This is a genomic window from Burkholderia sp. 9777_1386 (assembly GCF_015712265.1).
Lineage (GTDB): Bacteria > Pseudomonadota > Gammaproteobacteria > Burkholderiales > Burkholderiaceae > Burkholderia > Burkholderia cenocepacia.
Genome location: NZ_JACCQB010000042.1, coordinates 1 through 26,751, shown reverse-complemented (window position 1 = coordinate 26,751; position 26,751 = coordinate 1). Strand labels below are relative to the sequence as shown.

Genomic DNA, 26,751 nt, shown 5'->3' with positions numbered 1-26,751 from the left:
ACCGATGCCGGCGCTTACCGCTGGGTCAGCATCATGTACATCTGGACCACGACGTCCGGCGAGAACGTGAACGGCACCCAGCCATAGCCCGTGTGGCGGGCGACCAGCAGACGGTCGCCGTTCGACTGCTTCTGCACGGCCATCATCGGGTTCTTCGTCGTCACGAAACGCCAGCCGGCCGGAATGCCGGGCGGCGGCTCCGGCTGCATCGACGCGCGTGCGTGCGCGAGTTCCTCGATCAGCTGGCCCAGTTGCTCCGGATGCAGCGTGATCGATTCGCCGTTGATGGTCAGCGTGAGTTCGTTCTGGGACGGGCGCGCGACGTGCAGCGTCGCCTTGTCGGCCGGCGCGGCAACGGTGTCGCTATCGGTTTCGGTTTCGCCCCCGGCGCCGGCTTGCGCCGCCGGGACGATCGCGGTTTCGGCGTCGGCGCCTGAAGTCGGCACTTCGGCTGCTTCGGCCGCAACCGGCGCGACTGCGTGCACGGCCGGCTCCGCTGCCGGCGTATCCGCCGGTGCCGGCTCGACGGCTTCGGCCGTCACCGCCGTGGCGGCCACCGCGTTCGTCGCGGCTTCCTTGACGACGGCCTCGACCAGCGCCTCGGCGTCGGCGATGGCCTTCGCGTGGTGCTGCGCGGCCGCTTCAGCCTGAGCGATCGCTTCGGTATGGCGCAGCGTGAGGGCTTCGGCTTCGGCGGTCGCCTCGGCGTGGCGTTGCGCGGCGGCTTCGGCCTGGGCGATCGCTTCGGCGTGACGCTGCGTGATGGCTTCCGCCTCCGCGGTGGCTTCGTCGTGACGCCGGGCGGCGGCCTGCGTGTCGGCGAGCGCCTGCGTGTGACGCTGGGCGAGCGCCTCGGCCTCGGCAATCGCGGCCATGTGGCGCTGCGCGGCTGCTTCGGCTTCGGCGGTCGCTTCCGCATGGCGCTTCGCGGCGGCTTCCGCTTCGGCGGTCGCCGCGGCATGACGTTGCGCGGCCGCTTCGGCTTCGGTCGCGGCGGCGTGATGGCGCTGCGCGGCGGCCTCGGCTTCGGCGATCGCCGCCGCGTGACGCTGCGACGCGGCTTCGGCATCCGCGTGACGTTGCGCGAGCGCTTCGGTCAGCGCGGTGGCTTCCGCATGGCGCTGCGAAGCGGCTTCGGCTTGCGCGGCGGCATCCGTATGACGTTGGGCGGCCGCTTCGGCGGCGGCGGTGGCATCGGCGTGGCGCCGCTGCGCGGCTTCGGCATCGGCGGCAGCGGCCGTGTGGCGCTGCGCGGCGGCCTGCGCGTCGGCTTCCGCCGCGGCGTGGCGCTCGGCCGCGGCCCGGGCTTCCGCTGCCGCGGCGCGCGCGAAGGCTTCCGCGCTGCGTGCCGCCTGCTGCGCGGCGTGGTGATCGTGGAGGAGCTGATCGACGCCCGTGGCGAGCGAAGCGATCTGATCGTTCAGGTTCATGCGTGTCTTCTCTGCGTAAGACCCGCGATTTTAACCGCTGCGCCGATGCCGGTCCGCGCGCGACGTGTAACAAAGTGCGCAAAGCGGCGCGAGGTGCGCCGCTTTGTGTTACTTGAGGTAGCCCGCCGAGCCGAACCAGTCCAGCGCATCGCGCAGCCCTTCGCGATACGGACGCGCACGGTAGCCGAGCTCGCGCTCGGCCTTCGCCGATGTGAAATACATCTTGTTCTTCGACATCCGCAGCCCGTCGACGGTGACGAACGGCTCCTTCTTCGTGAACTTCGCGACCGCTTCGGCACCGACCGCGAGCGGGTACAGCGGCCAGCGCGGCAGCGCGATCGTCGGCGCCTTGCGGCCCGTCATCTGCGCGATGTCCGCGAGCATCTGCTGCAGCGGCAGGTTCTCGCCGCCGAGGATGTAGCGCTCGCCGATCCGGCCGCGCTCGAGGGCGAGGAAGTGGCCGTGCGCGACGTCGTCGACGTGCACGAGGTTCAGCCCTGTATCGACGAACGCGGGAATCTTGCCGAGCGCGGCCTCGACGATGATGCGGCCGGTCGGCGTCGGCTTCACGTCGCGCGGGCCGATCGGCGTCGACGGGTTGACGATCACGGCCGGCAGCCCTTCGTCGGCGATCATCCGTTCGACCGCGCGCTCCGCGAGCACCTTGCTGCGCTTGTAGACGCCGATCGCCTGCTCGGCCGTGAGCGGCCGGTTCTCGTCGGACGGATCGCCGGCGCTCGTCACCTTCAGCGTCGCGACGCTGCTGGTGTAGACGATCCGCTCGACGCCTGCCGCGCGGGCCGCGCGCATCGTCGCGACCGCGCCTTCGAGGTTCGCGCGCTCGATCTCGTCGGGGTCGGGCGCCCACAGCCGGTAGTCGGCCGCCACGTGCAGCAGGTAGCGCACGCCGCGCAGCGCGGCGCGCATCGACGCCTCGTCGCGCATGTCGCCGGTGACGATCTCGGCGTCGAGATCCGCGACGTTCGTGCGCGGGCTGGTCGGGCGCACCAGCACGCGCACCGCATAGCCTTTCTGCTGCGCGATGCGCGCGACGGCCGAGCCGACGAAACCGGACGCGCCGGTGACGAGAACGAGATCGCGGGAGGTATCAGTCATGCGTTTCCTTCAGGGCCGCGCGGGCGGCGCGGCGGTTGGGCATCGGCGAGATTGTACGTGGTCGGCGTGCGCGGCGACGCCCGGCCGGCGCGTGTGCGAAGCGGCCGACGCGACTACAATGCCGGGCTTGAATGCAACGGGAGGGCGACGCAATGAGCCGCAATGAGCTGGACGAACGGATCGAGACCTACTATGTGCGGGTGCGCGGCGTCGTGCAGGGCGTCGGCTTTCGTCATGCGACGGTGCGCGAGGCGCATGCGCTGAAGCTGCGCGGCTGGGTCGCGAATCTCGAGGACGGCACCGTCGAGGCGATGATCCAGGGCCCCGGCGCGCAGATCGACCGGATGCTCGCGTGGCTTCGCCACGGGCCGCCCGCCGCGCGCGTGACCGAGGTGACGTTCGAGGAACGCCGGACCGAGAAGCGCTTCGAACGCTTCCAGCAGCAGTAAGAGGCGCACAACGATCATGACGGGGTATCCGGAGGCGGGGCGCGGCCTCATGCTGTCGGTGATGGCGTCGACGCTGTTCGCGCTGATGTCGGCTTACGCGAAACTGCTCGCGCCGCTCACGGGCCTCGACATCTTCGCGTGGCGCGTCGTGTGGACCGCGCCGGGCGCGCTCGCGCTGATCGCGCTGCGCGGCCGCTGGCCGGCGCTCGTCGGGCTGGCGCGGCGCTGCGCGCGCGACTGGCGCCTGCTGATCGCGCTGCCGGTGAGCGCGGCGCTGCTCGGCGTGCAGCTGTGGCTGTTCCTGTGGGCGCCGCTGCACGGCCGCATGCTCGAAGTGTCGCTCGGCTATTTCTTGCTGCCGCTGACGATGGTGCTCGTCGGCCGCTTCTACTATCACGAGCGGCTCGACCCGCTGCAATGGGCGGCGGTCGCCTGTGCGGCGCTCGGCGTCGCGCACGAGGTGTGGGTGACGCGCGCGTTCGCATGGCCGACGCTGGTCGTCGCGCTCGGCTATCCGCCGTATTTCGTGCTGCGCCGGCGCATCAACGCCGATTCGCTGGCCGCGTTCGCGATCGAGATCGCGCTGCTGTGCCCGATCGCGCTCGCGATGGTCGCGACGAGCACCACGCGCGTCGCCGGCCATCCGCTGCTGTGGGCCGTGCTGCTGCCGGGGCTCGGCATCCTCAGCACGCTCGCGCTGGCGAGCTACCTGAAGGCGAGCCGGATGCTGCCGATGGCGCTGTTCGGGATTCTCGGCTACGTCGAGCCCGTGCTGCTCGTCGTGGTGTCGCTGCTGCTGCTCGGTGAAACGCTGAGCGTCGCGCAGCTCGCGACGTACGGGCCGATCTGGGTCGCCGTCGCGCTGACCGCGTGGCACAGCGCGATGCTGATGCGGCGGCTGCCCGCGCGCGGCTAACCGCATCGTCGCGATGCGCCGGCCGCGCGGAACGCGCCGCGCAGCGCGCTTCATCCGAGCGTCGAACACCGCGCGTTGTGTCGCCGACTCCCGCCGACTCCCTCGATCCTGACCGCCAACTGGCGACGCGCTGACGCGAATCTGGCGACGCTGCCTGCTTCGCCGCGCAACGCTCGCGCTTGTAATCGAACAGAAGATTCGGTTGCACTTTGTTACTTAGGGTCTCCCCTGATCGGCTACTAGACTGGCCTGACCGACTTCCCTTCGTATGCAGCTTTTCCATGAACGGTCACCTCCGCGCCAAGCCGGCCGGGTTGGCGCGATGCGAGCATACGCGTATCGCCGCCGATCGCGCTCGCCTGCCTTTTCCCGATCCTTTCCACGGTGCGCGTCGCACCGCCGCCGCACAGGTGGGCTCATGTCGTTGAGCCCGCCGCCTTCCGTCACGGTCCAGCCGTCGCGCGGCGGCCGCCTGATCGAAATCGACTTCTTCCGCGGGCTCGTGCTGTTGATGATCGTCGTCGATCACATCGGCGCGAGCGTGCTGTCGCGCGTGACGCTGCACGCGTTCGCGCTGTGCGACGCGGCCGAGGTGTTCGTGTTCCTCGGCGGCTTCGCGACCGCGAGCGCATACGGCGCGATCGCCGAGCGGCACGGCGCGCGCGCCGCGCAGCGGCGTTTCGTGCGGCGCGCGATGCAGATCTACCGCGCGTTTCTCGCGACGTCGACGCTGATGCTCGTCGTGTCGGTGGTGCTCGATCACTACGGGATCGATGCGCCGAACCTCGCGCTCGACGACGTCAGCGTGATGCTCGCGTCGCCGCTCACGGGCGCCGCCGAGCTGCTGACGTTCCAGCGCCAGCCGTATCTGGCGTCGGTGCTGCCGATGTACGTGCTGTTCGCGCTCGCGTCGCCGGTGCTGGTGCCGTTCGCGCGGCGCCATCCGTGGCTGCTCGTGGCGCTCAGCGTCGCGTCGTGGCTGGCGGCGGGCTGGCTCGGCCCGGAACTGCTGGACACCGACGGTTTCCGCTGGAGCTTCAATCCGTTCGCGTGGCAACTGATGTTCGTCGCCGGCGTGCTCGCGCGCTGCCAGCCGTTCTACCGCCGCATCGCGCTCGGCCGCTGGGGCGCCGCGGCGACCGGGCTCGCATGCGCGATCGTGCTCGGCTGCGCGAGCTACAAGCTGTTCTCGGGGCTGCCGGTGCCGGAAGGCGTGCTCAAGCGCGATCTCGCGCTGCCGCGCGTCGTGAGCTTCGCGGCCGTCGCGTGGCTGATGGCCGATTGCGTGCGCTTCGGCTGGATCGCGCGGATCGCACAGGGCGTGCGGCCCGTCGTGGCGGTCGGCCAGCGCGGGCTGATCTGCTTCGTCGCGGGCGCGGCGATCTCGCTCGTGATCGATTCGCTGCTGCATCCGGCCGTGCGCAGCGCCGATCTGCGGCATGTCGGCGTGGGCCTCGTGGCCGACGCATGCGCGGTCGGGCTGATGATGGCGGTAGCCGGTTCGGGAACGTGGATCGCGCGATGGCGCGGCGCGGCGGCGTAGGCGCGCGACGGATGCGGGCGGCGCGGCAGGCGCCGCGCGGCGTCAGTGAGGTGAGCCGATACGGGAGCGGGGCGTGGCGGATGCGTCGTCGGATTCGGCGTCTTCGCGTTCGTCCTGCGCCGGGTCGTCGCGCTCCGCGAGGACCGCATCGGCTTCGGCCGCGGCCCGGGCGGCGCGCATCGCGGTGCAGCGCTGCGCGTGCCGGATGTCCGACAGAATCCTCAAAAGCCGCGTCGTCTTGCTTTTCATCGTGTTCTCCCGCCAGTGCGCATCGCGCGAAGCGGATGCGTTGCCTGCAACCAGTGTAGGACGCGTTCGCGTGTCTGGCGGGAGAATGTGGCGTGCGAGCCGCACGCCGAGGGATAGTCCTTACTGCGCGGCGGTGGCGGCCTGCGCCTGCAGCGCTTCTTCGCGGCGCTCGTCGGTGCAGCGCTGATGCTGGCGCGACAGGCGGTTCATCAGCGGCAGCAGCAGCAGCGCGAGCAGCATGCCGATCGCGGCGAGCCAGCCGAGCTTCTCGAACAGCGACAGGTAGAGCGGCAGCGATTCGGTGGCCGGCAGTTCGTGCGACGGCATCTGCGCGAAGTTCGCGACGACGCTGCCCAGATACTGCGACACGCCCGTCGCGACGAAATACGCGCCCATCATGAAGCCGCTCATGCGCGCCGGCACGTAGCGGGCGATCATCGCGAGGCCGAGGCCGCTCACCAGCAGCTCGCCGAGCGAGTACAGGCCGTAGCCCCACACCATGAACCACGACGACACGCGGCCGTCGACCGCGTAGCGGCCGCTGATCGTGAACACCAGGTAGCCGGCGGCGACCGCGCCGAAACCGAGCGCGTACTTCGCCGCGACCGGCAGGTCGCGGCCGCCCTTCGCGACGGCGTTGTAGACCCACACGAGCACCGGGCTCAGCAGCATGATCCAGATCGGGTTCAGCGCCTGGAACTGCGCGGCGCTCCACGTGAACAGCGTCGTGCCGAACAGCATGAAGCGCGGATCGACGTTGCGCAGCGCGAACAGCGTCAACGACGTCGACATCTGCACGTAGAAGATGAAGAACAGGATCACCTGGCCGATCAGCACGAGCGCCGCGATCAGGCCCGCGCGCTCCGAGCGCTCCGACTTCGCGATCATGTACGCGAAGATCGCGAGGATCGCGAATGCCGCCGTCCACACGCTCGCGACCGCGAGCTGCTTGTGCTGCAGCACGTACAGCGTGATCAGCGCGAGCCCGACGCCGCCGGCCGCGACCGCGCCGAGGCGCTTCCAGCGGATCGGCTCGTCGTCCGGCTGCGAGCCGACGTGCGCGAGCGTGCGGTGCATCAGCATGAAGTTGAGGATCGCGAGCAGCATGCCGCCGCAGCAGACCGCGAACGCGGTGTGCCAGCCCCAGTGATCCTTGATCCACGGCGTCGCGAGCATCGACACCGTCGAGCCGATGTTGACCGCCATGTAGTAGATCGTGAACGCGCTGTCGATGCGCGCGTCGTCGCCTTCGTAGATGCGGCGCACGAGGTTCGCCGCGTTGGCCTTGAACAGGCCGTTGCCGACGACGATCACGCCGAGCGACGCATACATGTACGTCAGGTGATCGTTCGGCACCGCGAGCATCAGGTAGCCGGCGCACAGCACCGACGCGCCGATGATCATCGTGCGGCGGGCGCCGAGCACCTTGTCGCCGATCCAGCCGCCGATCGACGGCGCGGCGTAGACGAGTGCGGTGAACGCACCCCAGGTCAGGTTCGCGTGGCTGTCGGTGAAGCCGAGCCGGTCGACCATGAAGAGGACCAGGAGCGCGGCCATGCCGTAGTAGCCGAAGCGCTCCCACATTTCGATGAGGAAGACCGTCGTAAACGATCGGGTTTGGGAAACAGGTGAATGCATCATCAATCTCGTTGAAACGGACGGCACGGATCACGCGTCGTCTTGGGTCGAACTGGCGCCGGTGCACAATCGGCCGGATAGGCTTGTGCAGGCGATGGAACAGTCGGGCGGTTAGCCCGGGCCGGGGTCGGACACCGCCTGATGGGGCGGGGAAGGTCCCCGACCGGCGCGCGCATGGTAGCGGGTGCCGGTCCGGTGCGACAGGTGGGCGCTACCTAGGGAAACTCCCGATGTGGCAGCAGCTTTCAGCAACATTCGTCTCATCATCTAGTTGTAAGCATTGGCGCAGGTCCTCCGAAGATTCCCGGAGAGCCGCTTGCAGCTTGCCTGTGAAGCCGGCGAGTCTGGCAAGATAGCGCGTCGTTTCGTTCGCTTCGTGCCCTGTTTAGTGCACCAGGCTCAACACCGAAGACGTGTACGAACCCGAAGATTAAGCTATCTCTAATTAACTTAGTTACTTTCCATCAAACATTTTTTGACGATCACTTTTCGGCCTGCTATGGTTCCCCCCACTGAAAACTCGCGATCGGCAGACGCTGTCGCACTCGGCAGCAAGATTCGCGCGTTGCGCCAACGTCTGAAGCGCACGCTCGACGACACCGCTACCGCCGCGGGGATTTCGAAGCCGTTTCTGTCTCAAGTCGAGCGCGGGCTCGCGTCGCCGTCACTGACGTCGCTGGCCGGTATCGCCCACGCGCTCGGTGTGACGGTGCAGTACTTCGTGGATACGCCGAGTGAAGAACGCTCGGTCTGCCGAGGCGATCAGTTGCGCTTCTTCGGGTTCGCCGATTCGACGAACCTGTTCGCGAGGCTGACGAACGTGTCCGAAGGGCGCCAGCTGGAGGCGATCCTCGTGAGGATGCCGCCGGGGCAGAAACGGTCCGAGGTGACGACACATGCAGGAGAGGAGTTCCTGTACGTGATTGAAGGGGAAGTGTCGCTGACGCTGGAAGGCAAGACGTTCGTCCTGCAGGCCGGTGACAGTTCGCACTATCAGTCGACGGTCCCGCACAGCTGGGTCAACACCGCGAAGATCGAGTCGGTGGTGGTCTGGGTCGGGACACCGAGGCTGTTCTAACGCACAGGTATTCCTTCGTTTCTTCGACGGGATGCCTGTCGAAAGAAATGTAAGGAATACTAACATGCAATACGAGAACCACGGGCCTCCTCAATCGCTGCACCCGTCAGCGTCTCACGCGTAAGCCGCGGCATCCGCCGCGCGACGCTCACCGAACACACCTTCTCAAGACTGCCACGATGAAATCCTTGCATGCCATGTCGGCCGTGCTGGCCGCGCTCGCCCTGACGGCGCCCGTCGCCCACGCCGTGACCGTTCCGTCCAACGTCACGCTCGCTCCGCAACAGGACCTGACGCGACAGGTGCCCGCCGAAGTCGAGTCGCTCGACCCCGCGCACATCGAATCGTGGACCGGCAACACGATCGGCCTCGACCTGTTCGAAGGGCTCGCGCGCATCGATGCGGCCGGCCAGGTCGTGCCGGGCGTCGCGCTGTCGTGGGAACGCAAGACGCCGCAGACGTGGATCTTCAAGCTTCGCCACGACGCGAAGTGGAGCAACGGCCAGCCGGTGACGGCCGCCGATTTCGTCTATTCGTGGCAGCGCCTCGTCGATCCGAAGACGGGCTCGAAATACACGATCCTCGTCGAGTTCATCAAGAACTCGAAGGACATCATCGCGGGCAAGGCCGCGCCGTCGACGCTCGGCGTGCGCGCCGTCGATCCGTACACGCTCGAGGTGACGACCGACGTGCCCGTCGCGTTCTTCCCCGAACTGACCGCGATGGCGCCGCTCGCGCCGGTGAACAAGGACGTGGTCGCGAAGTTCGGTGACGCATGGACGCGCCCGGGCAACATCGTCAGCAACGGCGCGTACCAGCTCGTCGACTGGCAGCCGAACAACCGCATCGTGGCGACGAAGGACGCGAAGTACTGGAACGCGTCGAAGGTCGTGATCAACAAGGTCACGTACCTGCCGATCGAAAGCGACGAAACCGCGATGCGCATGTACCAGGCCGGCCAGATCGACTACAGCTACTCGATCCCGTCGGGCATCTTCCAGCAGGTCAGCAAGCAGTTCGGCGCCGAACTGCGCCCGGGCCTGCAGCTCGCGACCTATTACTACTACCTGAACAACAGCGACGCGGCGCTGAAGGACAAGCGCGTGCGCCAGGCGCTGTCGATGGTGATCGATCGCGACGTGCTGACGTCGAAGCTCACGCAGGCCGGCGAGAAGCCGATGTATGGGCTGATGCCGAACGGCACGAAGGGCGTGCAGCCGTTCACGCCGGAATGGGCGTCGTGGCCGATGGCCAAGCGCATCGCGACCGCGAAGGACCTGCTGAAGCAGGCTGGCTACTCGGACGCGAAGCCGCTGTCGTTCACGCTCACGTACAACACCAACGACCTGCACAAGAAGGTCGCGCTGTTCACCGCATCGGAATGGCGCACCAAGCTCGGCATCACCACGAAGCTCGAGAACGTCGAGTTCAAGGTGCTGATGAAGCAGCGGCATGACGGCAAGGTGCAGATCGCGCGCGACGGCTGGTTCGCCGACTACAACGACGCGATGACCTTCTTCGACCTGATCCGCTGCGGCAGCTCGCAGAACACCGTCGGCTACTGCAACAAGCAGATGGACGCGCTCGTCGACGAAGGCAACCAGAAGCTCGACGACCAGGCGCGCACCGCGCTGCTCACGCAGGCGCACGACATGGCGATGAAGGACACGCCGATGGTGCCGCTGTTCCAGTATTCGGCCGATCGTCTCGTGAAGCCCTACGTGGGCGGCTATTCGCTGAAGAACGTGATCGACATGCGTGCTTCGCAGGACCTGTACCTGATCAAGCACTGAGCGGAGCGATCATGCTGGCCTATGCATTGAGGCGCACGTTGTGGGCGGTGCCGACGATCCTCGCGGTCATCACCGTCTGCTACCTGCTGCTGCATTTCACGCCCGGCGGCCCGTTCGATACGGAGAAGCAGCTGTCCGCCGCGACGCTCGCGAACCTGAACGCGAAATACCACCTCGACGAGCCGCTGTGGAAGCAGTACCTGCTGTATCTCGGCTCGCTGCTGCACGGCGATCTCGGCCCGTCGTTCCGTTACGTCGACTGGTCGGTGAACGATCTCGTGAAGAAGGCGCTGCCGGTGAGCCTCGGCGTGGGCGGCGTATCGATCCCGGTCTCGATCGTGCTCGGCGTGCTGCTCGGCACCGTCGCGGCCGTGCGCCGCGACAGCGTGATCGACCGCTTCGTGATGCTGATCGGCAACTTCGGCAACGTCGTGCCGCCGTTCGTGCTCGGGCCGGTGCTCGTGTGGATCTTCGCGATCCTGCTGAAGACGTCGGCCGGCAACGGCTGGCTGCCGGCCGGTGGCTGGGGCGACGGCGGCTGGCAATACCGGCTGCTGCCGATCGTGCTGCTGACCTTCATCAACGTGTCGCTGCTCGCGCGCGTGATGCGCGGCTCGATGATCGAGACGCTGTCGAGCAACTACATCCGCACCGCGCGGGCGAAGGGCCTGCCGGGCTCGACGATCGTGCTGCGTCATGCGCTGAAGCCCGCGCTGATGCCGGTCGTGTCGCTGTTCGGCACGGTCTGCATCACGTCGATCACGGCGGCCGTCGTCACCGAATCGGTGTTCGCGCTGCCGGGCCTCGGGCAGCTCGTCGTGAACGGCGCGATCAACCGCGACTACACGCTGGTGCTCGGCCTCGTCGTGCTGACGACCGTCTGCGCGGTGCTGTTCAACCTGCTGGTCGACCTCGCGTACGCGTGGCTCGATCCGCGCATCCGTTATTGAGCGAGGCACAGCGATGACTCCGACCACTCCCGTCGTCGGCCTGCCCGTGCAGACCGATTCGCCGCCGCGTTCGCGCTCGCCGCTCGAGCTGGCGTTCGCGCGCTTCCTTCACAACCGCGCGGCCGTGTTCAGCCTCGTGCTGCTCGCGCTGATCACGCTCGCGTGCTTCGTCGGCCCGTGGCTGCTCGCGGCCGATCCCGCCGCGAGCGACTGGGGCGCGATCAGCCTGCCGCCGACCTGGGCGAACCAGCACTGGTTCGGCACCGACGAGCTCGGCCGCGACCTGCTCGTGCGCACGCTGATCGGCGGCCGCGTCTCGATCGAGGTCGGCCTGCTCGGCACGCTCGTGTCGGGCCTGTTCGGCGTCGCGTGGGGCGCGACCGCGGGCTTCGCGGGCGGCCGCGTCGACTCCGTGATGATGCGCGTCGTCGACATGATGTACGCGATCCCGTACCTGCTGATCGCGATCCTGATGATGACCCTGTTCGGCCGCTCGTTCATGCTGGTCGTGCTGACCATCAGCGCGTTCTCGTGGATCGACATGGCGCGCGTCGTGCGCGGCCAGACGCTGTCGCTGCGCAATCGCGAGTTCGTCGACGCGGCGCGCGCGATCGGCGTGTCGCCGGGGTCGATCGTGCTGCGCCACGTCGTGCCGAACCTGCTCGGCGTGGTCGTCGTGTACGCGACGGTCTCGGTGCCGAACATCGTGCTGACCGAATCGGTGCTGTCGTTCCTCGGCCTCGGCGTGCAGGAACCGATGACGAGCTGGGGCGTGCTGATCCAGGACGGCGCGCAGAAACTGGAATCGATGCCGTGGCTGCTGCTGGCCCCGGCCGTCATGCTGTGCGTGACGCTCTACTGCGTGAACTTCGTCGGCGACGGCCTGCGTGACGCGCTCGACCCGAAGGATCGCTGAAGATGGCAGCTCTATTGGAAGTGGAAAATCTCGGCGTGCGCTTCACGCGCAAGGATGCGCCGCCGATCGACGCCGTGAACGGCGTGTCGTTCTCGCTCGAAGCCGGCAAGACGCTCGGCATCGTCGGCGAATCGGGCTCGGGCAAGAGCCAGACCGTGATGGCGCTGCTCGGCCTGCTGGCCGGCAACGGCACGACGACCGGCACCGCGCGCTACCGCGGCGACAACCTGCTCGAGATGGATACGCGCGCATTGAACGCCGTGCGCGGCGACCGCATCGCGATGATCTTCCAGGATCCGATGACGTCGCTCAATCCGTTCCTGACGATCGAGCGGCAGATGACCGAGACGCTGCAGCTGCATCGCAAGCTGTCGCGCAAGGAAGCCACGAAGCGCGCGATCGACGCGCTCGAATCGGTGCGCATTCCCGACGCGGCGCGCCGCATCCGCATGTATCCGCACGAGTTCTCGGGCGGCATGCGGCAGCGCGTGATGATCGCGATGGCGCTGCTGTCCGAGCCGGAAATCCTGATCGCCGACGAGCCGACCACCGCGCTCGACGTGACCGTGCAGGCGCAGATCATCGACCTGCTGCGCGAGCTGAACCGCGAGCGCGGCACCGCGATCGTGCTGATCACGCACGACATGGGCGTGGTCGCCGGCCTCGCGGACGACGTGATGGTCATGTACGCGGGCCGCACCGTCGAATACGCGCCGGCCGACTCGATTTTCGCGGCGCCGTCGCATCCGTACACGATCGGCCTGCTCAACGCGTTGCCGCGGCTGACCGATGCGGACGATGCGCCGCTCGTCGCGATTCCCGGCAACCCGCCGATGCCCGGCACCGCGCCGGCCGGCTGCGCGTTCGCGAAGCGTTGCACGTATGCGGAAGAACGCTGCGGCGCCGCGCGCCCGGCGCTCGAAACCTATGGCGCCGCGGGCGCGGTGCGCGCGTGCCACCGCCCGGTGGCCGATCTGACGGGAGGTCTGCGATGAGCGTCGATGAACGCCGCCCAGCCGGCGCGACGGACGACACGCTGCTGTCCGTCGAGAACTTGAAGGTGCATTTCCGCGTGCCGCTCGGCGGCTATCCGTGGTCGCCGAAGGGCACGCTGCGCGCAGTCGACGGTGTGTCGTTCGACGTGAAGCGCGGCGAGACGGTCGGGCTCGTCGGCGAATCGGGCTGCGGGAAGTCGACGCTCGCACGCGCGCTGATCGGCCTCGTGCCGATGACGGCCGGCACCGTGAAATGGCGCGGCCAGGCCGTCGCGCCCGATCACCTGCGCGGCACCGCGATGCGGCGCGAAGTGCAGATGATCTTCCAGGATCCGCTCGCGTCGCTCGACCCGCGCATGACGATCGAGCAGGTCGTCGCGGAACCGCTCGTCACGCATCACGCCGGCCTCGGCCGCACCGAAGTGCGCCGCCGCGTGGTCACGATGCTCGAACGCGTCGGCCTGAACGCGCATCACCTGCTGCGTTATCCGCATGAATTTTCCGGCGGGCAGTGCCAGCGCGTCGGCATCGCGCGTGCGCTGATCGGCGAGCCGAAGCTCGTGATCTGCGACGAACCCGTATCGGCGCTCGACGTGTCGATCCAGGCGCAGATCGTGAACCTGCTGCGCGATCTTCAGCGTGAACTGTCGTTGTCCTATCTGTTCGTCGCGCACGACCTGGCGGTGGTGAAGGCCATCAGCCAGCGCGTGCTCGTGATGTATCTCGGCCGCGTGATGGAGTTCGGCACGCGGCAGGACGTGTACGGCGTGCCGCAACACCCGTACACGAAGGCGCTGCTCGATGCGGCGCCGACGCCGGAGCCGGCGCGCGAGCGTGCTCGCCGTCCGATGCTGCTGGCGGGCGAGATGCCCTCGCCGCTCAACCCGCCGTCCGGCTGCGCGTTCCGCACGCGCTGCCCGGTCGCGATCGACGCGTGCGCGCAGGACGTGCCGCTGCCGGAAGTACGGCACGGCTCGGCGGCGCGCGTCGCGTGCATCCGCGCGGGCGCGGCGTGATGTGAAGTGACGCAGCAAACATAACCAAGGCAGGTCAACAGGGGTAGGTGCGGCGCGAACGATCTTCGCGCCGCGGGTACAGGCGCGTCCTTAGCCGGGCTCGCCGGGGGGCTGGAAGCGGATCGCAACCGGCGTGGACGATATCAACACAAGACGAGAATGATGATGAAAAAGCAGAAGACGATCGGGACGGCATCGAAGATGCTGCTTGCATGGGGACTGCCGGCGCTCGCCGGCGTCTCGCTGACGGGTGTCGCGCACGCGGACGACGCAGTGCCGCTGACGGTCGCGCAGGCCGCACCGGCCGCCGGTACGGGCACGGCCGTTGCGCAGGCGCCGACCCAGAACGCCATTGTCAACGCCGAGGCGACCCAGGCCGTCACGCCGCCCGACGAGCCGTCGGCGCAGTCGAAATCGAAGGGCTTCATCGCCGACAGCCATCTCGACTTCCTGTTCCGCAACTATTCGGACATCCTCGACAACAAGGGCGGGCCGCACCGCCATGCGTGGGTCCAGGGCGTGATGGCGAACTTCGAGTCCGGCTATACGGCGGGCCTGATCGGCTTCGGCGTGGACGCGTCGCTGTACGCGGGCCTGAAACTCGACGGCGGCGCGGGCGCCGGCAACATGGTGCACGTGGCGAAGGGCGGCGGCGGGTCGAACCAGCTTGCATGGGCGTACCCGGGCATCTACGACGTGAAGGCGCGCATCTCGAACACGGTGGTCAAGTACGGTCTGCAGGCCGTCGACAACCCGTTCATGGAGCAGCACGACAACCGTGCGCTGCCGCCGACGTTCCTCGGCGCGACGATCGTCAGCAATGAATTCAAGAACGTGATGCTCGAGGCCGGCAGCTTCACGAAGACCGACGCGCGCGGTCATACGACGCTCACCAACCTGACGACGCAATACGGCGGCACGCGCGTCAATCGCCTGACCTACGTCGGCGGCACGTGGGACTACTCGCCGAACGGCGAAGTCGCGCTGTACGCGAACCAGGCCGACGACGTGTGGCACCAGTACTACGCGTCGGTGAAGCACAGCATCGGCAGCCCGCAGACGATCAAGTGGACCGGCTTCGGCAACGTCTACTCGACGCACGACACGGGCGATGCGCTGCAGGGCAAGATCAACAACAACGCGTACAGCCTGTCGGTGGCCGCGCAGCACGGCCCGCACGAGCTGCTGCTCGGCTTCCAGCAGGTGCTCGGCGACCAGTTCTTCGACTACCTGAACGAAACGAACGGCATCTTCCTGACCAACTCGATGGACGTCGACTACAACGCGCCGCACGAAAAGTCGCTGCAGCTGCGTTACACGTTCTACGGCAAGGAAGCGGGCCTGCCGGGCTTCAAGGCGATGGTGTGGGGCGTGACGGGCTGGGGCGCGGACGGCAGCGCGGGTGCGGCGAACGACCCGAGCAAGTCGAGCATCTACTGGAGCAACGGCGCGCCGGTGCAGGGCCGTCACCACGAGTTCGGCTTCATCCCGTCGTACACGTTCCAGAGCGGCAAGCTGAAGGACACGAAGGTCACGTTCATCGCGATGTGGCACAACGGCTCGTCCCACTACTCGGACGCGACCAACAAGGAATACCGTCTGGTCGTGAACCTGCCGCTGCACGCGTTCTGATGCGAAGGGGGCGCAACGCCCCCTGTCCGGACCCGGTGCGGCCGGCCCGCGATCGGTGCGATCAGGCCGGCTTGTGCCATCCCGCTACGGCATCGTTCGCGGCGGGTGTTTCTTCCACGAGCGACGTGAGCTGGCGGCCCGTGTCGCGCCATGCGTCGAGGCCGCCGCGCAGCGCGAGCGCATCGGTGAAGCCTGCATCGAGCAGGCGCTTCGCCATCAGCGCGGCCGTCACTTCGTTCGGGCACGAGCAATAGACGACGAACTTCTGCGTGAGCGGATAGCGCGCGACGATGTCGCCGATCTGGCGCTCGTCGGCGAACTGTGCACCGGGAATCGTGAACGGGTCGAGCTTGCGGTGCTCGGGCGAGCGGACGTCGAGCACCACCGGGGCGGCAGTGTCGCGCAGCAGCACGTCGAGCTCGTCGACGCCGATCCGCGCGTTCGCGAGCTGGCGGATCAGCGCGCGGCGGCGCATCCACCGCACGGCCGCATAGACGGCGAGCAGCGCGACGATCACCAGCAGCACCGCACGGCCGAGGCGGCTCGCGCCGGCGAACAGCCAGTCGATCTGCCGGTAGAACACGAGGCCGGCCATCAGCCCGACGATCGTCCACAGCGCGGCGCCGAGCGCGTCGTAGCCGGCGAACGTGCGGTAGCGCGTGCCGAGCGCACCGGCCATCGGCACCGACACCAGCGACAACCCCGGAATGAAGCGCGCGACCGCGAGCACGCGCACGCCGTAGCGGCCGAAGAAGCGCTCGGTCTTTTTCACGCAGGTATCGCGCGACAGCGACAGCCGGCAGATCGTCTTCAGCGTCGTGCCGCCGTAACGCCGCCCGGCGACGTACCAGACCGTGTCGCCGATCAGTGCGCCGAGCACGGACAGCGCCACGACCGTCACGAGCTGCGAGCCGATCATCGCCGGATGCATCGCGGACATCGCGCCGAACAGCACGAGCGTCGGCATCGCGGGCACCGGCAGGCCGATAGCCGCCGCGAGCACGTTGGCGAACACGAGAAGCGGCCCGTACTGGGCGACGAGGTCACGGAGCATGACGGCTGGCCGAAAAGGAAACGCGTGGGCAGGAAATGCAGATGGGCCGATTATCGGCCTTTTTCAAGGCAGCGGCGGGAATGACGGAAAGCGCCTGACGGCGGCAGGGGGATGTCGGTGAGCCGGCGCGTGGCACGCGGCTCACCGTCCGGAATCAGGAAGGCGTGCGGGCGAGCGAGGCGGCGCCATGGTTTTCGCCGGGCAACTCGGCGCCGTGCGAGCGGATCGCCGCGATCAGTTCGGCCGGCGTGATCTCGTAGCGGACCTCGCGATGGATGCCGGGCTTGCGTTCGTCGATCTCGATCAGCAGCACGCTCTTGCCGTCGCCGGTCGCTTCGAGCCGGAGCGAGCGCAGTTCGCGGCCGTCGGCCGGGTCGTGTTCGGTGAGCAGGGTCATTGCCCCGGATGAGCCGGTAGTGCGCATCGAACCTATCCTCGTATCGTGTCGTGGATGCCGGAGCGGCAAAGATGTCTTTGTTGAATACGGCTTGACGCAGTTTAACGCGAACGGGCCGCGACACGGAGCATTTTCGTGGGGGTGAAATGAGGGCTGCACCACCGATCCCTCTGATGTTTGAGCCGCGCCGGGCGGGCGTCTCAGCCGGATCGGGCACCGGGTGAAACCGGTGCCCGACCGGCGTTCGCGGCTACGCCGGCGCGGGTGGCGACACGCGCTGCGCCGCGCGTCGCCGCGGCGGCGTCAGAAGCGGTCGGCGAGCCCCATTGCCGGGTCGCTCACCGAGTGGCGGCCGGTTTCCACGCGGCCGGCCACGCGGCGCGAGAAGCTCGCGTCGCTGTCGGCGGTGACGATGAAGTCGTACCAATGGCCGGTCGAGTCGAGTTTCCAGTGCAACTCGGACTGGTCGCCGGCGCGCACCGTGACGGTCCAGGTGGTGCCGGTGCCGTGGCCATGACCGTTGCCGCGGTCGTCGTTTCCGCCGTGCCCGGACAGCAGCCCGTAGACCTGGTTCGATTTCACCGTGAAGCGCACCGCGCCGCCGCCGTCGTTGCGCAGCCGCAGATGGAGGTTGCCGCTCGCGCCCGCATAGCCGACGCGCACTTCGGGGTGCGGCGCACGCGCGCCGGCCAGACGGCTCAGGTCGCCGGTGAAGCGGCGGTGATAGCCGTTCGGGCCGAGCACCCACAGGTCATATTTGCCGCCATTGTCGGCGCGCGCGGCCCAGTCGCCGTGCAGCGTCTTGCCCGGCTCGACGACGTAGCGCTGCGGCAGCCGGTCGAGGTGCAGCTTGTCGTAGACGTGAAACACGGCGGCGGCATGGCCGGTGTTCGCGAACTTCAGCGTGACCGTGCCGGCGCCGGCATCGGTGCGCGCGCTCGCGTGCAGTTCGTACGGCAACGCGCGCGACGGGCGCACGCCGGTCGCCTGCGTCGGCAGCGCGGGCGTGGCGGGCGGCACGATCTTCGGCGCGGTTTGCTGCGCGGCGCTCAGCGCGTCGACCTGGCTTTTCGTCGTACGGCCCGCGAGCGTCGGCAGCGGCTCGTTGTTCGGCGTGCGGAAGTTGAACGCGCTCGTCAGGTCGCCGCACACCGCGCGGCGGTACGCGCTGATCTGCGGCTCCGCGACGCCGAAGCGCTTCTCGAGGAAGCGCAGCGTCGACGTGTGGTCGAACACCTGCGAGTTGACCCAGCCGCCGCGGCTCCACGGCGACACGATCCACATCGGCACGCGCGGGCCCGGGCCGTACGGACGGCCGTCGACGGCCGGCTGGCTCGACGTGGCCGGCGTGAAGTCGTGGTATTCGACCGCGACGTCGGCGGCCGACAGCGTATGGCCGCCCGCGAGCGTGCCGTCGGGGTTGCGCGACGGCACGGCCGGCGACGGCATGTGGTCGAAGAAACCGTCGTTCTCGTCGTAGTTGACCAGCAGCACGGTCTTGCTCCAGACCTCCGGGTTCGCCGTCAGCGCGTCGAGCACGGCCTGCACGTACCAGCCGCCCTGCGCGGGGCTCGACGGCCCCGGGTGTTCGCTGTACGCGGACGGCGGGATGATCCACGACACTTCCGGCAGCTTGCCGTTGCGGATGTCGTCGCGGAACGTCTCGAGAAAGCCGTACGGCATCGTGTTGCCGAAGCCCTTCGCGAGCGGGCTCAGCGGGTCGTCGATCGCCGGATCGTAGAACGCGCCGGCCGCCGTCACCGGCTGCGTGATGTCGGTCGACGCGACGTACGTGGGCCGGCGCGCGGCCGGCATCTGCTCGATCGCCGCGCGCCAGTGGCGGAAGCTCATCATCTCGTTGCAGCCGAAGTTGTCGATCAGGCTCTGGTAGACCTTCCAGTTCACGCCGGCCTGTTGCAGCCGGTCGGCATAGGTCGTCCAGGTCCAGCCCTGGCTCGACGGGCCGATGTCGTTGCCGCCGTTGAACTGGTTGTTCAGCGCGGCGATCTTCACGCGGTTGCCGTCGGCCGGGCTGATGCCGTTCGGGCCGTTGGTGCCGCTCCAGTAGAACAGGCGGTTCGCGATCGTGCCCGTGTGCATCCCGCAGTGGTAGTGGTCGCACAGCGTGAACGCATCGGCGAGCGCGCGCTGGAACGGCACCTCGGCCGCGTCGTAGTAGCCCATCGACAGCGGCGTCTTCGCGTCGGGCCAGCGGTTCATCCGGCCGTGGTCCCACGCGGCCTGCGCATCGGCCCACGTGTGCGGCGTGCCGCCCGCGCGCTGCGCGTTGCCCTGGCGCGCGTCGAGGTGATACGGCGTCACGGTCGCGGCGGGCGTCGCCTTCGTGTACGCCTGGTAGAACACGTCGCGGCCGTTCGGCGACGGCACCGCGAAGCGGTCGCCGTAGCCGCGCACGCCCTTGAACGTGCCGAAGTAGCTGTCGAACGCACGGTTCTCCATCATCAGCAGCACGACGTGCTTGACGTCCTGGATGGTCCCCGTTTCGTGGAAGGCGGGAATCGCGAGCGCGCGGCGGATGCTTGGCGGAAACGCGGACAGCGCGGCGGCGGCGAGGCCGGAACCGGCGGTTTGCTGAAGGAATTTGCGGCGTGACGTCATGGCGTTCGGATCCTGTGAGGGTGGGAGCGTTCGTGCGTTCGTCTGGCGGTGCCCGGGCGTCGTCTCGCGCCGGAACGACCGGCGATGCGTGCGCGTTGGGCGCATCGGACGCCTGTTGCGGCGGTGCGCGCATCGCCCGATGCGCGACGTCGCGCGGCTGCCGCGGCCGCCGTCGCGATCCTGCGCGCCGTGCGCTCGTGATGCGCGGAGCAGGAGTCGGCACACACCGGGCCGGCGCATGCCGGGCTGGGGCAGCGCCCAGTCTAGGGACGCGACATGACGCAGGCGTGATGAAGAAATGACATCGCATGTCGCGCATGCGACGTTGCGTGCGCAACGATTCGTTCGAGCGCGATGCGAGATCGAAAACGGTAAGAAATTACCGATCGCCGCACGCGTGACCGGTCAGAATTTTCCGGATGGGCGCGGATCGCGCGAGCGCCCTTGGTTGCGGATGCAACCTGACGTGCAACGGCGTGACACCCGTGTTTCAAATGCGTGAAATCGGCTAAGCTCAATGCGTTGCTGCGTGCCTGCGCAGTCCGCGCGTTCGGCGCGACTTTTCGGAACCGGCCCACCCATGACCGATATCACGATCCGGCACAGCGAGACGCACGACGTCGACGCGATCCGGCAGATCGCCGCGCATCCCGCGGTGTACATGAATACGTTGCAGCAGCCGTTTCCGTCGCTCGAAAAATGGCGGAAGCGGCTCGACAACGTGCGCGAGCACGGCGTGAGCCTCGTCGCCGAAATCGACGGCACGGTGGTCGGCCATCTCGGTCTGCATCTCGAGCCGAATCCGCGCCGGCGCCACGCGGCGGCGCTCGGCATGATGGTCGACGCGGCGCGTCACGGGCGCGGCATCGGCGGTCGGTTGCTCGCGGCCGCGATCGATCTCGCGGAGAACTGGCTGAACATCACGCGTCTCGAGCTGACCGTGTTTACCGACAACCGCGCGGCGATCGCGCTCTACGAGAAACACGGTTTCCGCATCGAGGGCGAATCGCCGGATTACGCGTTGCGCGACGGCGTGCATGCGTCCGTGTATCACATGGCCCGGCTCAAGGCGCGGCCGTGAAGGGCCGGCCGCTGCGGACGTGACGGCACACGCGGCCGCGATGCCGCGCGTCATATTCAATCGAGAATTCGTTCGTTTTCCTTCGGCTGTACCCGTCGTATCGTCGAACGATTTGCCGGTCGCCGCGGCCGGCTTCGCTTTTCCGTATCGATGCATGCGCGGCGCTGCAGGTCGGCCGGCCTCGTCGTCATCGCTTCACGGCCCTCGTTGCGTGCGCGGCATCTCCCTGAAACCGTCTTGTTCAACGGAACCCGCTTCGATGAAAACCGTTCTTCGCAATCTCACCGCCGCCTGCCTGTTCGCCGCCGCCGGTGCGGCGCTTGCCGCTGCCGCGCCCGCGGGCGCCCCGGTGGCGAACGCATCGCCCGACGGTGCGCATCTGCCGCCCGGCATCGCGTGGCAACACGGCGACGTCGACGCCGCATTCGCGCTCGCGAAGCGCGAGGGCAAGCCGCTGCTGCTGTACTGGGGCGCGGTATGGTGTCCGTCGTGCAACCAGGTGAAGTCGACGATCTTCAGTCAGCAGGCCTTCAAGACGCGCTCGTCGTTCTTCGTGCCCGTGTATCTCGACGGCGATACCGAGAGCGCGCAGAAGCTCGGCGAGCGTTTCAAGGTGCACGGCTATCCGACGATGATCCTGTTCCGCCCCGACGGCACCGAAGTGACGCGGCTGCCGGGCGAAGCCGATCTCGACCGCTACATGCAGGCGCTGTCGCTCGGGATGACGGCCGCGCACCCGGTGCGGCAGACGCTCGCGATGGCGCTGAAGAACGGCGCGTCGCTGACGCCGGACGAATGGCGCCTGCTGGCCGACTATTCATGGGATACCGACGGTGCGCTGCCGGTGCCGGCCGATCGCGTCGCGCAGACGCTGCAGTCGCTCGCGCAACGCGCGCGGGCGGCCGGGGCGAAAGCCGAAGCGGCGCGCTTCGCGCTGAAGTCGGCGGTGGTCGCCGCCTCGGACGACCCGACGCAGGCCGGTGCGCTCGACAAGGCCGCGCTGGCCGATTCGCTGCGCACGGTGCTGCACGATGCCGCGCTGTCGCGGGCCGATTCGGACGTGCTGGTCGCGGCCCCTGCGCGCGTGGTGGCGTATCTCGGCGGCGACGACGCGCAGCGCACGAAATTGCGCGGCGCGTACGACACGGCGCTGGCGCGCCTGTCGACCGACACCACGCTGTCGTCGATCGACCGGCTGATGGCGCTGCACGGCCGCGTGTTGCTCGCGCGCGGCGATGCGCGCAAGGGCACGCCGGCTGCGGCACCGGCGCTGGCCGACACCGCGCGCAACCAGATCGCCGCGTCGGTGCAGGGCGCGGCGAACGCGTACGAGCGGCAGGCGCTCGTCAGCGAAGGCGCGGACACGCTGACCGACGCCGGCCTGTACGACGAATCGGATGCGTTGCTGAAGGCCGAGCTGCCGCGTTCGTCCACGCCGTACTATTTCATGTCGGGGCTGGCCGCGAACGCGAAGGCGCGCGGCGACAAGGCGGCGGCGCTCGACTGGTATCGCAAGGCGTACGACGCGGCGAACGGGCCGGCGACGAAGCTGCGCTGGGGCGCGACTTACTTCGCGAATGCGGTGGAGCTGGCGCCGAACGATGCGGCGCGCATCGAAGGAATTGCCGCCAGTGTGCTCGCGCAGGCCGACAAGACCCGCGACGCGTTCTACGGCGCGAACCTGCGCGCGCTGACCAAGGTCGTCACGCAGTTGAACCGCTGGCGCGGCAGCGGCGCGCACGACGCGTCGGTCAGGTCGGTCGTCAAGCAGTTCGACGGTGTGTGCGGGAAGCTGCCGGCCGGCGATCCGCAGGCGGCGGCGTGCGCGAAGCTGATCCAGCCCGTGAAGGCGTAACGACGCGCGAGCGCATCGTCGAGCGGGCCGGACGTTCCGTTACCGGCCCGACTGCGACGACGCGCCGCGGTCGCTGCCGTATCCGGCGTCGTGCTGGCGGGCGATCTTCGCTTCGGCGGACATGATGCTGGCCGGATAGAACCAGTCGCTCGACTGGAAGCCGGCCTGCTTGAGCGCCTTGACTTCGGCGTGGACCTGCGCGCGCGTGAGCGGCTGGTTCGACTGGGCTTGCGCGGCAAACGGGGCCGAGACGGCCAGGGCGATGGCGACGGCAGGGATCAGGCGCTTCATGATCGGGACCTCCACGATTCCGGTGAATCGCAGCGCTTCGTTCGTCGAAGCGCCAGGCGACGTTGAAACCAGTGTAGGCCCGGGCGGAGATGTGAAAAATGCGATCGCGCCCAACGCAGTGTTTTGCTCTCGGCAACAATCGGCGGATGGCGGCAGGGCCGCGCAATGCGGCCGGGCGGCCCCACGCGCGCGGGCACGGTGGCGTGGATTGGGCCTGATTCGCCGGGCAGGGAAATGAAATCGGACCGGATGCGCATTCCGGAATCCGTTCCGGTGCGCATGCGGTCCGATCCTGAAGCGCGATGCGGACGGCGACGGACGAACGCCGCCTCGATGCCAGGGCTTACACGAGCCCCGTGGCGTAGTAGACGGCGATCACGAAGAACACCGCGAGCGTCTTGATGACGGTGACAGCGAAGATGTCGCGATACGACTCGCGGTGCGTGAGGCCCGTGACCGCGAGCAGCGTGATGACCGCGCCGTTGTGCGGGAGCGTGTCCATGCCGCCGCTCGCCATCGCGACGACCCGGTGCAGTACGTCCATCGGGATGTTGGCCGCCTGTGCGCCCTTGATGAACAGGTCCGACATCGCGGCGAGCGCGATGCTCATGCCGCCGGACGCCGAGCCCGTGATGCCGGCGAGCGAGCTGACCGACACGGCAGCGTTGACGAGCGGGTTCGGGATGCTCTTCAACGCATCGCTGACGACGAGGAAGCCCGGCAGCGCGGCGATCACGCCGCCGAAGCCGTATTCCGACGCGGTGTTCATCGCGGCGAGCAGCGCGCCGGCGACGGCGGCCTTGGAGCCGGCCGCGAAGCGGTCGCTGACACGCTTGAATGCCGTCAGCACGACCAGCACGATACCGAGCAGCAGCGCAGCCTCGACCGACCAGATCGCGACGACGGTCTTGATCGACGTCGTGACCGGCGCATGCACGCCGGGCAGCACGTCCGGCGCGACCGTGTACGACGCGGCGCCGTACCACTGCGGGATCAGCTTCGTGAACGCGAAGTTCGACACGCCGACGAGGATCAGCGGCAGGATCGCCAGCGCGGGATGGGGCAGCGCCTTCGCCTCGACGCGTTCCGGCTCGTTGACGAGCGACGTGCCGTAGCCTTCGCCCTTCGCCATCGCCGAACGGCGGCGCCATTCGAGATACGTGAGGCCGACGACGATGATGAACAGCGAGCCGATCGTACCGAGCGCGGGCGCGGCCCAGGCGGTCGTCTTGAAGAACGTGGTCGGGATGATGTTCTGGATCTGCGGCGTGCCGGGCAGCGAATCCATCGTGAACGAGAACGCGCCGAGGGCGATCGCGCCGGGCATCAGTCGTTTCGGGATGTTGCTCTGGCGATAGAGTTCGGCCGCGAACGGATAGACCGCGAACACCACGACGAACAGCGAGACACCGCCATAGGTGAGCAGCGCGCACACCGCGACGATCACCGCATTCGCGCGCGAGCGGCCGATGTAGCGGATCGCCGCATGGACGATCGATTCGGAGAACCCGGACAGTTCGATCACCTTGCCGAACACGGCGCCGAGCATGAAGACCGGGAAGTACAGTTTGACGAAGCCGACCATCTTCTCCATGAAGATGCCGGAGAAGACCGGTGCGACGGCGGCGGGTTCGGTCAGGAGCACCGCGCCGAGCGCGGCGATCGGCGCGAACAGGATCACGCTGTAGCCGCGATACGCGGCGAACATCAGGAACGCCAGCGCGGCGAGGACGATCACGAAAGACAAGGGAGTCTCCTAATGGCTTTGGTTGTTGTTCGATCGCGCGACGCGCCGCGGACCGGCTCAGGTTCGTGCAGGTTTCGTGCCATCGACCGGATTGCGCCGCCGGACATGGGCCCGCCGGCGGCCGGCGGGCCCGCGCCGGCGCAAGTCTGACGATTCTACATAAAACGTCTCCATCCGGAGACGTTTCGGCCATCCGGTCACCCCTCGAAATCGTGCAGGGCATTCCCGGACAACGCATTGCGACGTGTCTCCATAGTGAGATAATCCGTCTCGTTCCGGAGACATCCGGTCGACGATACACGGAGACGAAGACACGATGATGAACGACTGGGCGCGCCTGCCCGTCAACTACGGCGACGTGCTGCGGCGCGCCGCCGAGTCGCTGTTCCGGACTTTCGAGGATTCGAGTGCGGGCACGGTGGTCGTCGATCGCGACGCGCGCGTCGTGTGGATGAACGAGCGTTACGCGGCGCGCTTCGGTTTCGCCGATCCGCAGCAGGCCGTCGGCCTCGACTGCGAGGCCGTGATCCCGAACAGCCTGATGCGGGAGGTGGTGTCGACCGGGCAGCCGATCCTGCTCGACATCATGGAGACGGGCCGCGAGCCGCTCGTCGTCACGCGCCTGCCGTTGAAGAACGAAGCCGGCGAGACGGTCGGCGCGATCGGCTTCGCGCTGTTCGACCAGTTGAAGACGCTCACGCCGATTTTTTCCCGCTACGCGCAGCTTCAGCAGCAACTGATCGCGACGCAGCGCTCGCTCGCCCAGGCGCGCCGCGCGAAATACACGTTCGCGAGCTTCGTCGGCACGAGTGCCGCGAGCCTCGAGACCAAGCGCCAGGCGCGCCGCGCGGCGCAAGTCGATTCGCCGGTGCTGCTGCTCGGCGAGACGGGCACCGGCAAGGAGTTGCTCGCCCATGCGATTCACGCGGCGTCGGCGCGTGCGCTCCAGCCGCTCGTGACCGTCAACGTCGCCGCGATTCCCGACACGCTGCTCGAAACCGAATTCTTCGGCGCGGCGCCGGGCGCGTACACCGGTGCCGATCGGAAGGGACGCGTCGGCAAGTTCGAGCTGGCCGATCGCGGCACGCTGTTTCTCGACGAGATCGGCGACATGCCGCTGCCGTTGCAGGGCAAGCTGCTGCGCGTGCTGCAGGACAAGGAGTTCGAGCCGGTCGGCTCGAACCGGATCGTGCGCGCGGACGTGCGCATCATCGCCGCCACGTCGGCCGACCTGCCGGCGCTGGTGACGGCCGGGCGTTTTCGCGCGGATCTCTATTACCGGCTGAACGTGCTGACGATCCATGCACCGCCGCTGCGCGAACGCGCATCCGACATCGCGGCGCTGGTTTATGCGACGCTCGAGGAGCTGGCCGCCCAGCACGGACGCGCCGCGCACTGCGAGCTGACCGACGATGCGCTGCGGATGCTGTGCGCGTATCCGTGGCCCGGCAACGTGCGCGAGTTGCGCAATACGCTCGAACGCGCGCTGATGCTGTCGGACCGTTCGGTGATCGATGCGCGCGCGCTCGCGCCGTTTCTCGGGCCGGTGCGGATCTCGCCGGACGGCGCGGCGCCGGCGCAGCAGGGTGGCGCGGTGCCGGCCGAACAGCGCGCGGACGATGCGTCGACGGCATCCGGTGCGCCGGCCGCCTCGTATGCCGATGCGCTGGCGGCGTGGGAGCGTCAGTTCCTGACCGACGCACTCGCGGCCTGTGACGGGAAGGTCGTCGAAGCGGCCGCGCGCATCGGCATCGGTCGCGCGACGCTGTACAAGAAACTGGCGGCGCTCGGCATCGACCGATAGGCCGATCGGCGATGCCGATGCGGCCCGATGTAACGCATCGAACAGGAGAATTGAAATGAACGCGTCCCACCCGTGAACGTGAGAGCAGAAAAAGGGGTGGACCCTCACGGGCCAACGGCATCGATGTGCCCAAGTGGAAAATGCACGCATTTCCCGGCAACCGGAGGATCCACGATGAACAG

General features: G+C 68.2%; 22 protein-coding genes. 13 read left to right on the top strand and 9 right to left on the bottom strand.

Annotation, left to right across the window (positions count from 1 at the left end; translation table 11 throughout):
* Positions 1-14: 14 nt before the first annotated feature.
* Both H0X91_RS25775 and hpnA read right to left on the bottom strand, forming a co-directional pair.
* Positions 15-1,430, bottom strand: coding sequence for a hypothetical protein (locus tag H0X91_RS25775; protein WP_058902424.1), 1,416 nt, complete (start codon positions 1,428-1,430; stop codon positions 15-17).
* Between the two features lie 108 nt (positions 1,431-1,538).
* Positions 1,539-2,546, bottom strand: a complete 1,008-nt coding sequence (hpnA, locus tag H0X91_RS25770) for a hopanoid-associated sugar epimerase (RefSeq protein ID WP_006483842.1) — start codon at positions 2,544-2,546, stop codon at positions 1,539-1,541.
* A gap of 152 nt (positions 2,547-2,698) precedes the next feature.
* Between hpnA and H0X91_RS25765 the strand changes: the two genes are divergently transcribed.
* The 3 genes from H0X91_RS25765 (at position 2,699) to H0X91_RS25755 (ending at position 5,454) form a co-directional block, all read left to right on the top strand.
* Complete coding sequence (locus H0X91_RS25765) at positions 2,699-2,995, top strand: acylphosphatase (protein WP_006480292.1); 297 nt, start codon at positions 2,699-2,701, stop codon at positions 2,993-2,995.
* 16 nt (positions 2,996-3,011) lie between these two features.
* Positions 3,012-3,911 (top strand): EamA family transporter RarD, encoded by a 900-nt coding sequence (gene rarD, locus H0X91_RS25760; RefSeq protein ID WP_058902423.1) that lies wholly within the window; start codon positions 3,012-3,014, stop codon positions 3,909-3,911.
* A gap of 418 nt (positions 3,912-4,329) precedes the next feature.
* Positions 4,330-5,454, top strand: coding sequence for an OpgC domain-containing protein (locus H0X91_RS25755; RefSeq protein ID WP_006490174.1), 1,125 nt, complete (start codon positions 4,330-4,332; stop codon positions 5,452-5,454).
* A 42-nt stretch (positions 5,455-5,496) separates the two neighbouring features.
* Here H0X91_RS25755 and H0X91_RS25750 read toward each other — a convergent pair whose 3' ends face one another.
* Both H0X91_RS25750 and H0X91_RS25745 read right to left on the bottom strand, forming a co-directional pair.
* Positions 5,497-5,703, bottom strand: coding sequence for a hypothetical protein (locus H0X91_RS25750; RefSeq protein WP_006490170.1), 207 nt, complete (start codon positions 5,701-5,703; stop codon positions 5,497-5,499).
* Between the two features lie 120 nt (positions 5,704-5,823).
* Entirely contained in the window at positions 5,824-7,344 is a 1,521-nt protein-coding gene (locus H0X91_RS25745) for a peptide MFS transporter (protein WP_006490183.1), read from the bottom strand.
* A gap of 496 nt (positions 7,345-7,840) precedes the next feature.
* Between H0X91_RS25745 and H0X91_RS25740 the strand changes: the two genes are divergently transcribed.
* The 7 genes from H0X91_RS25740 (at position 7,841) to H0X91_RS25710 (ending at position 15,721) form a co-directional block, all read left to right on the top strand.
* Positions 7,841-8,419 (top strand): cupin domain-containing protein, encoded by a 579-nt coding sequence (locus H0X91_RS25740; protein WP_006490124.1) that lies wholly within the window; start codon positions 7,841-7,843, stop codon positions 8,417-8,419.
* Between the two features lie 179 nt (positions 8,420-8,598).
* The gene (locus H0X91_RS25735; protein WP_058902421.1) at positions 8,599-10,212 is read left to right on the top strand and encodes a peptide ABC transporter substrate-binding protein; all 1,614 of its coding nucleotides are present in this window, start codon (positions 8,599-8,601) and stop codon (positions 10,210-10,212) included.
* An 11-nt stretch (positions 10,213-10,223) separates the two neighbouring features.
* Positions 10,224-11,162, top strand: a complete 939-nt coding sequence (locus tag H0X91_RS25730) for an ABC transporter permease subunit (RefSeq protein WP_006490137.1) — start codon at positions 10,224-10,226, stop codon at positions 11,160-11,162.
* 13 nt (positions 11,163-11,175) lie between these two features.
* Entirely contained in the window at positions 11,176-12,078 is a 903-nt protein-coding gene (locus tag H0X91_RS25725) for an ABC transporter permease (protein WP_006490122.1), read from the top strand.
* A 2-nt stretch (positions 12,079-12,080) separates the two neighbouring features.
* Positions 12,081-13,073 (top strand): ABC transporter ATP-binding protein, encoded by a 993-nt coding sequence (locus tag H0X91_RS25720; protein ID WP_034203161.1) that lies wholly within the window; start codon positions 12,081-12,083, stop codon positions 13,071-13,073.
* Positions 13,070-14,089: an ABC transporter ATP-binding protein gene (locus H0X91_RS25715; RefSeq protein WP_006490168.1), complete on the top strand. Its 1,020-nt coding sequence runs from the start codon at positions 13,070-13,072 to the stop codon at positions 14,087-14,089. Before H0X91_RS25720 ends, H0X91_RS25715 begins: the two co-directional genes overlap by 4 nt.
* A 165-nt stretch (positions 14,090-14,254) precedes the next feature.
* Positions 14,255-15,721, top strand: coding sequence for an OprD family porin (locus H0X91_RS25710; RefSeq protein WP_034178623.1), 1,467 nt, complete (start codon positions 14,255-14,257; stop codon positions 15,719-15,721).
* A 61-nt stretch (positions 15,722-15,782) separates the two neighbouring features.
* Here H0X91_RS25710 and H0X91_RS25705 read toward each other — a convergent pair whose 3' ends face one another.
* The 3 genes from H0X91_RS25705 to H0X91_RS25695 all read right to left on the bottom strand — a co-directional run bounded on the left by H0X91_RS25705 (position 15,783) and on the right by H0X91_RS25695 (position 19,791).
* On the bottom strand, positions 15,783-16,775 hold the full coding sequence (locus H0X91_RS25705; protein ID WP_006490157.1) for a DedA family protein/thiosulfate sulfurtransferase GlpE: 993 nt from the start codon (positions 16,773-16,775) through the stop codon (positions 15,783-15,785).
* A 154-nt stretch (positions 16,776-16,929) separates the two neighbouring features.
* Positions 16,930-17,199 carry a hypothetical protein gene (locus H0X91_RS25700; RefSeq protein ID WP_012493620.1) on the bottom strand — a complete coding sequence of 90 codons (270 nt, stop codon included), beginning with the start codon at positions 17,197-17,199 and terminating at the stop codon, positions 16,930-16,932.
* Positions 17,200-17,475: 276 nt separating this feature from the next.
* On the bottom strand, positions 17,476-19,791 hold the full coding sequence (locus H0X91_RS25695) for a phosphocholine-specific phospholipase C (protein WP_196433470.1): 2,316 nt from the start codon (positions 19,789-19,791) through the stop codon (positions 17,476-17,478).
* 580 nt (positions 19,792-20,371) lie between these two features.
* Between H0X91_RS25695 and H0X91_RS25690 the strand changes: the two genes are divergently transcribed.
* On the top strand, positions 20,372-20,872 hold the full coding sequence (locus H0X91_RS25690; RefSeq protein WP_196433469.1) for a GNAT family N-acetyltransferase: 501 nt from the start codon (positions 20,372-20,374) through the stop codon (positions 20,870-20,872).
* A 259-nt stretch (positions 20,873-21,131) separates the two neighbouring features.
* Positions 21,132-22,727, top strand: coding sequence for a thioredoxin family protein (locus H0X91_RS25685; protein ID WP_196433468.1), 1,596 nt, complete (start codon positions 21,132-21,134; stop codon positions 22,725-22,727).
* Between the two features lie 39 nt (positions 22,728-22,766).
* On the opposite strand, the gene H0X91_RS25680 is transcribed toward H0X91_RS25685, so the two are convergent.
* Complete coding sequence (locus tag H0X91_RS25680) at positions 22,767-23,018, bottom strand: DUF4148 domain-containing protein (protein WP_006490126.1); 252 nt, start codon at positions 23,016-23,018, stop codon at positions 22,767-22,769.
* 343 nt (positions 23,019-23,361) lie between these two features.
* Entirely contained in the window at positions 23,362-24,765 is a 1,404-nt protein-coding gene (locus H0X91_RS25675) for a GntP family permease (RefSeq protein WP_006490148.1), read from the bottom strand.
* Positions 24,766-25,081: 316 nt separating this feature from the next.
* Here H0X91_RS25675 and H0X91_RS25670 point away from each other — a divergent pair, with 316 nt between their 5' ends.
* Entirely contained in the window at positions 25,082-26,569 is a 1,488-nt protein-coding gene (locus H0X91_RS25670; RefSeq protein ID WP_006494351.1) for a sigma-54 interaction domain-containing protein, read from the top strand.
* The last annotated feature ends 182 nt before the right edge of the window (positions 26,570-26,751 follow it).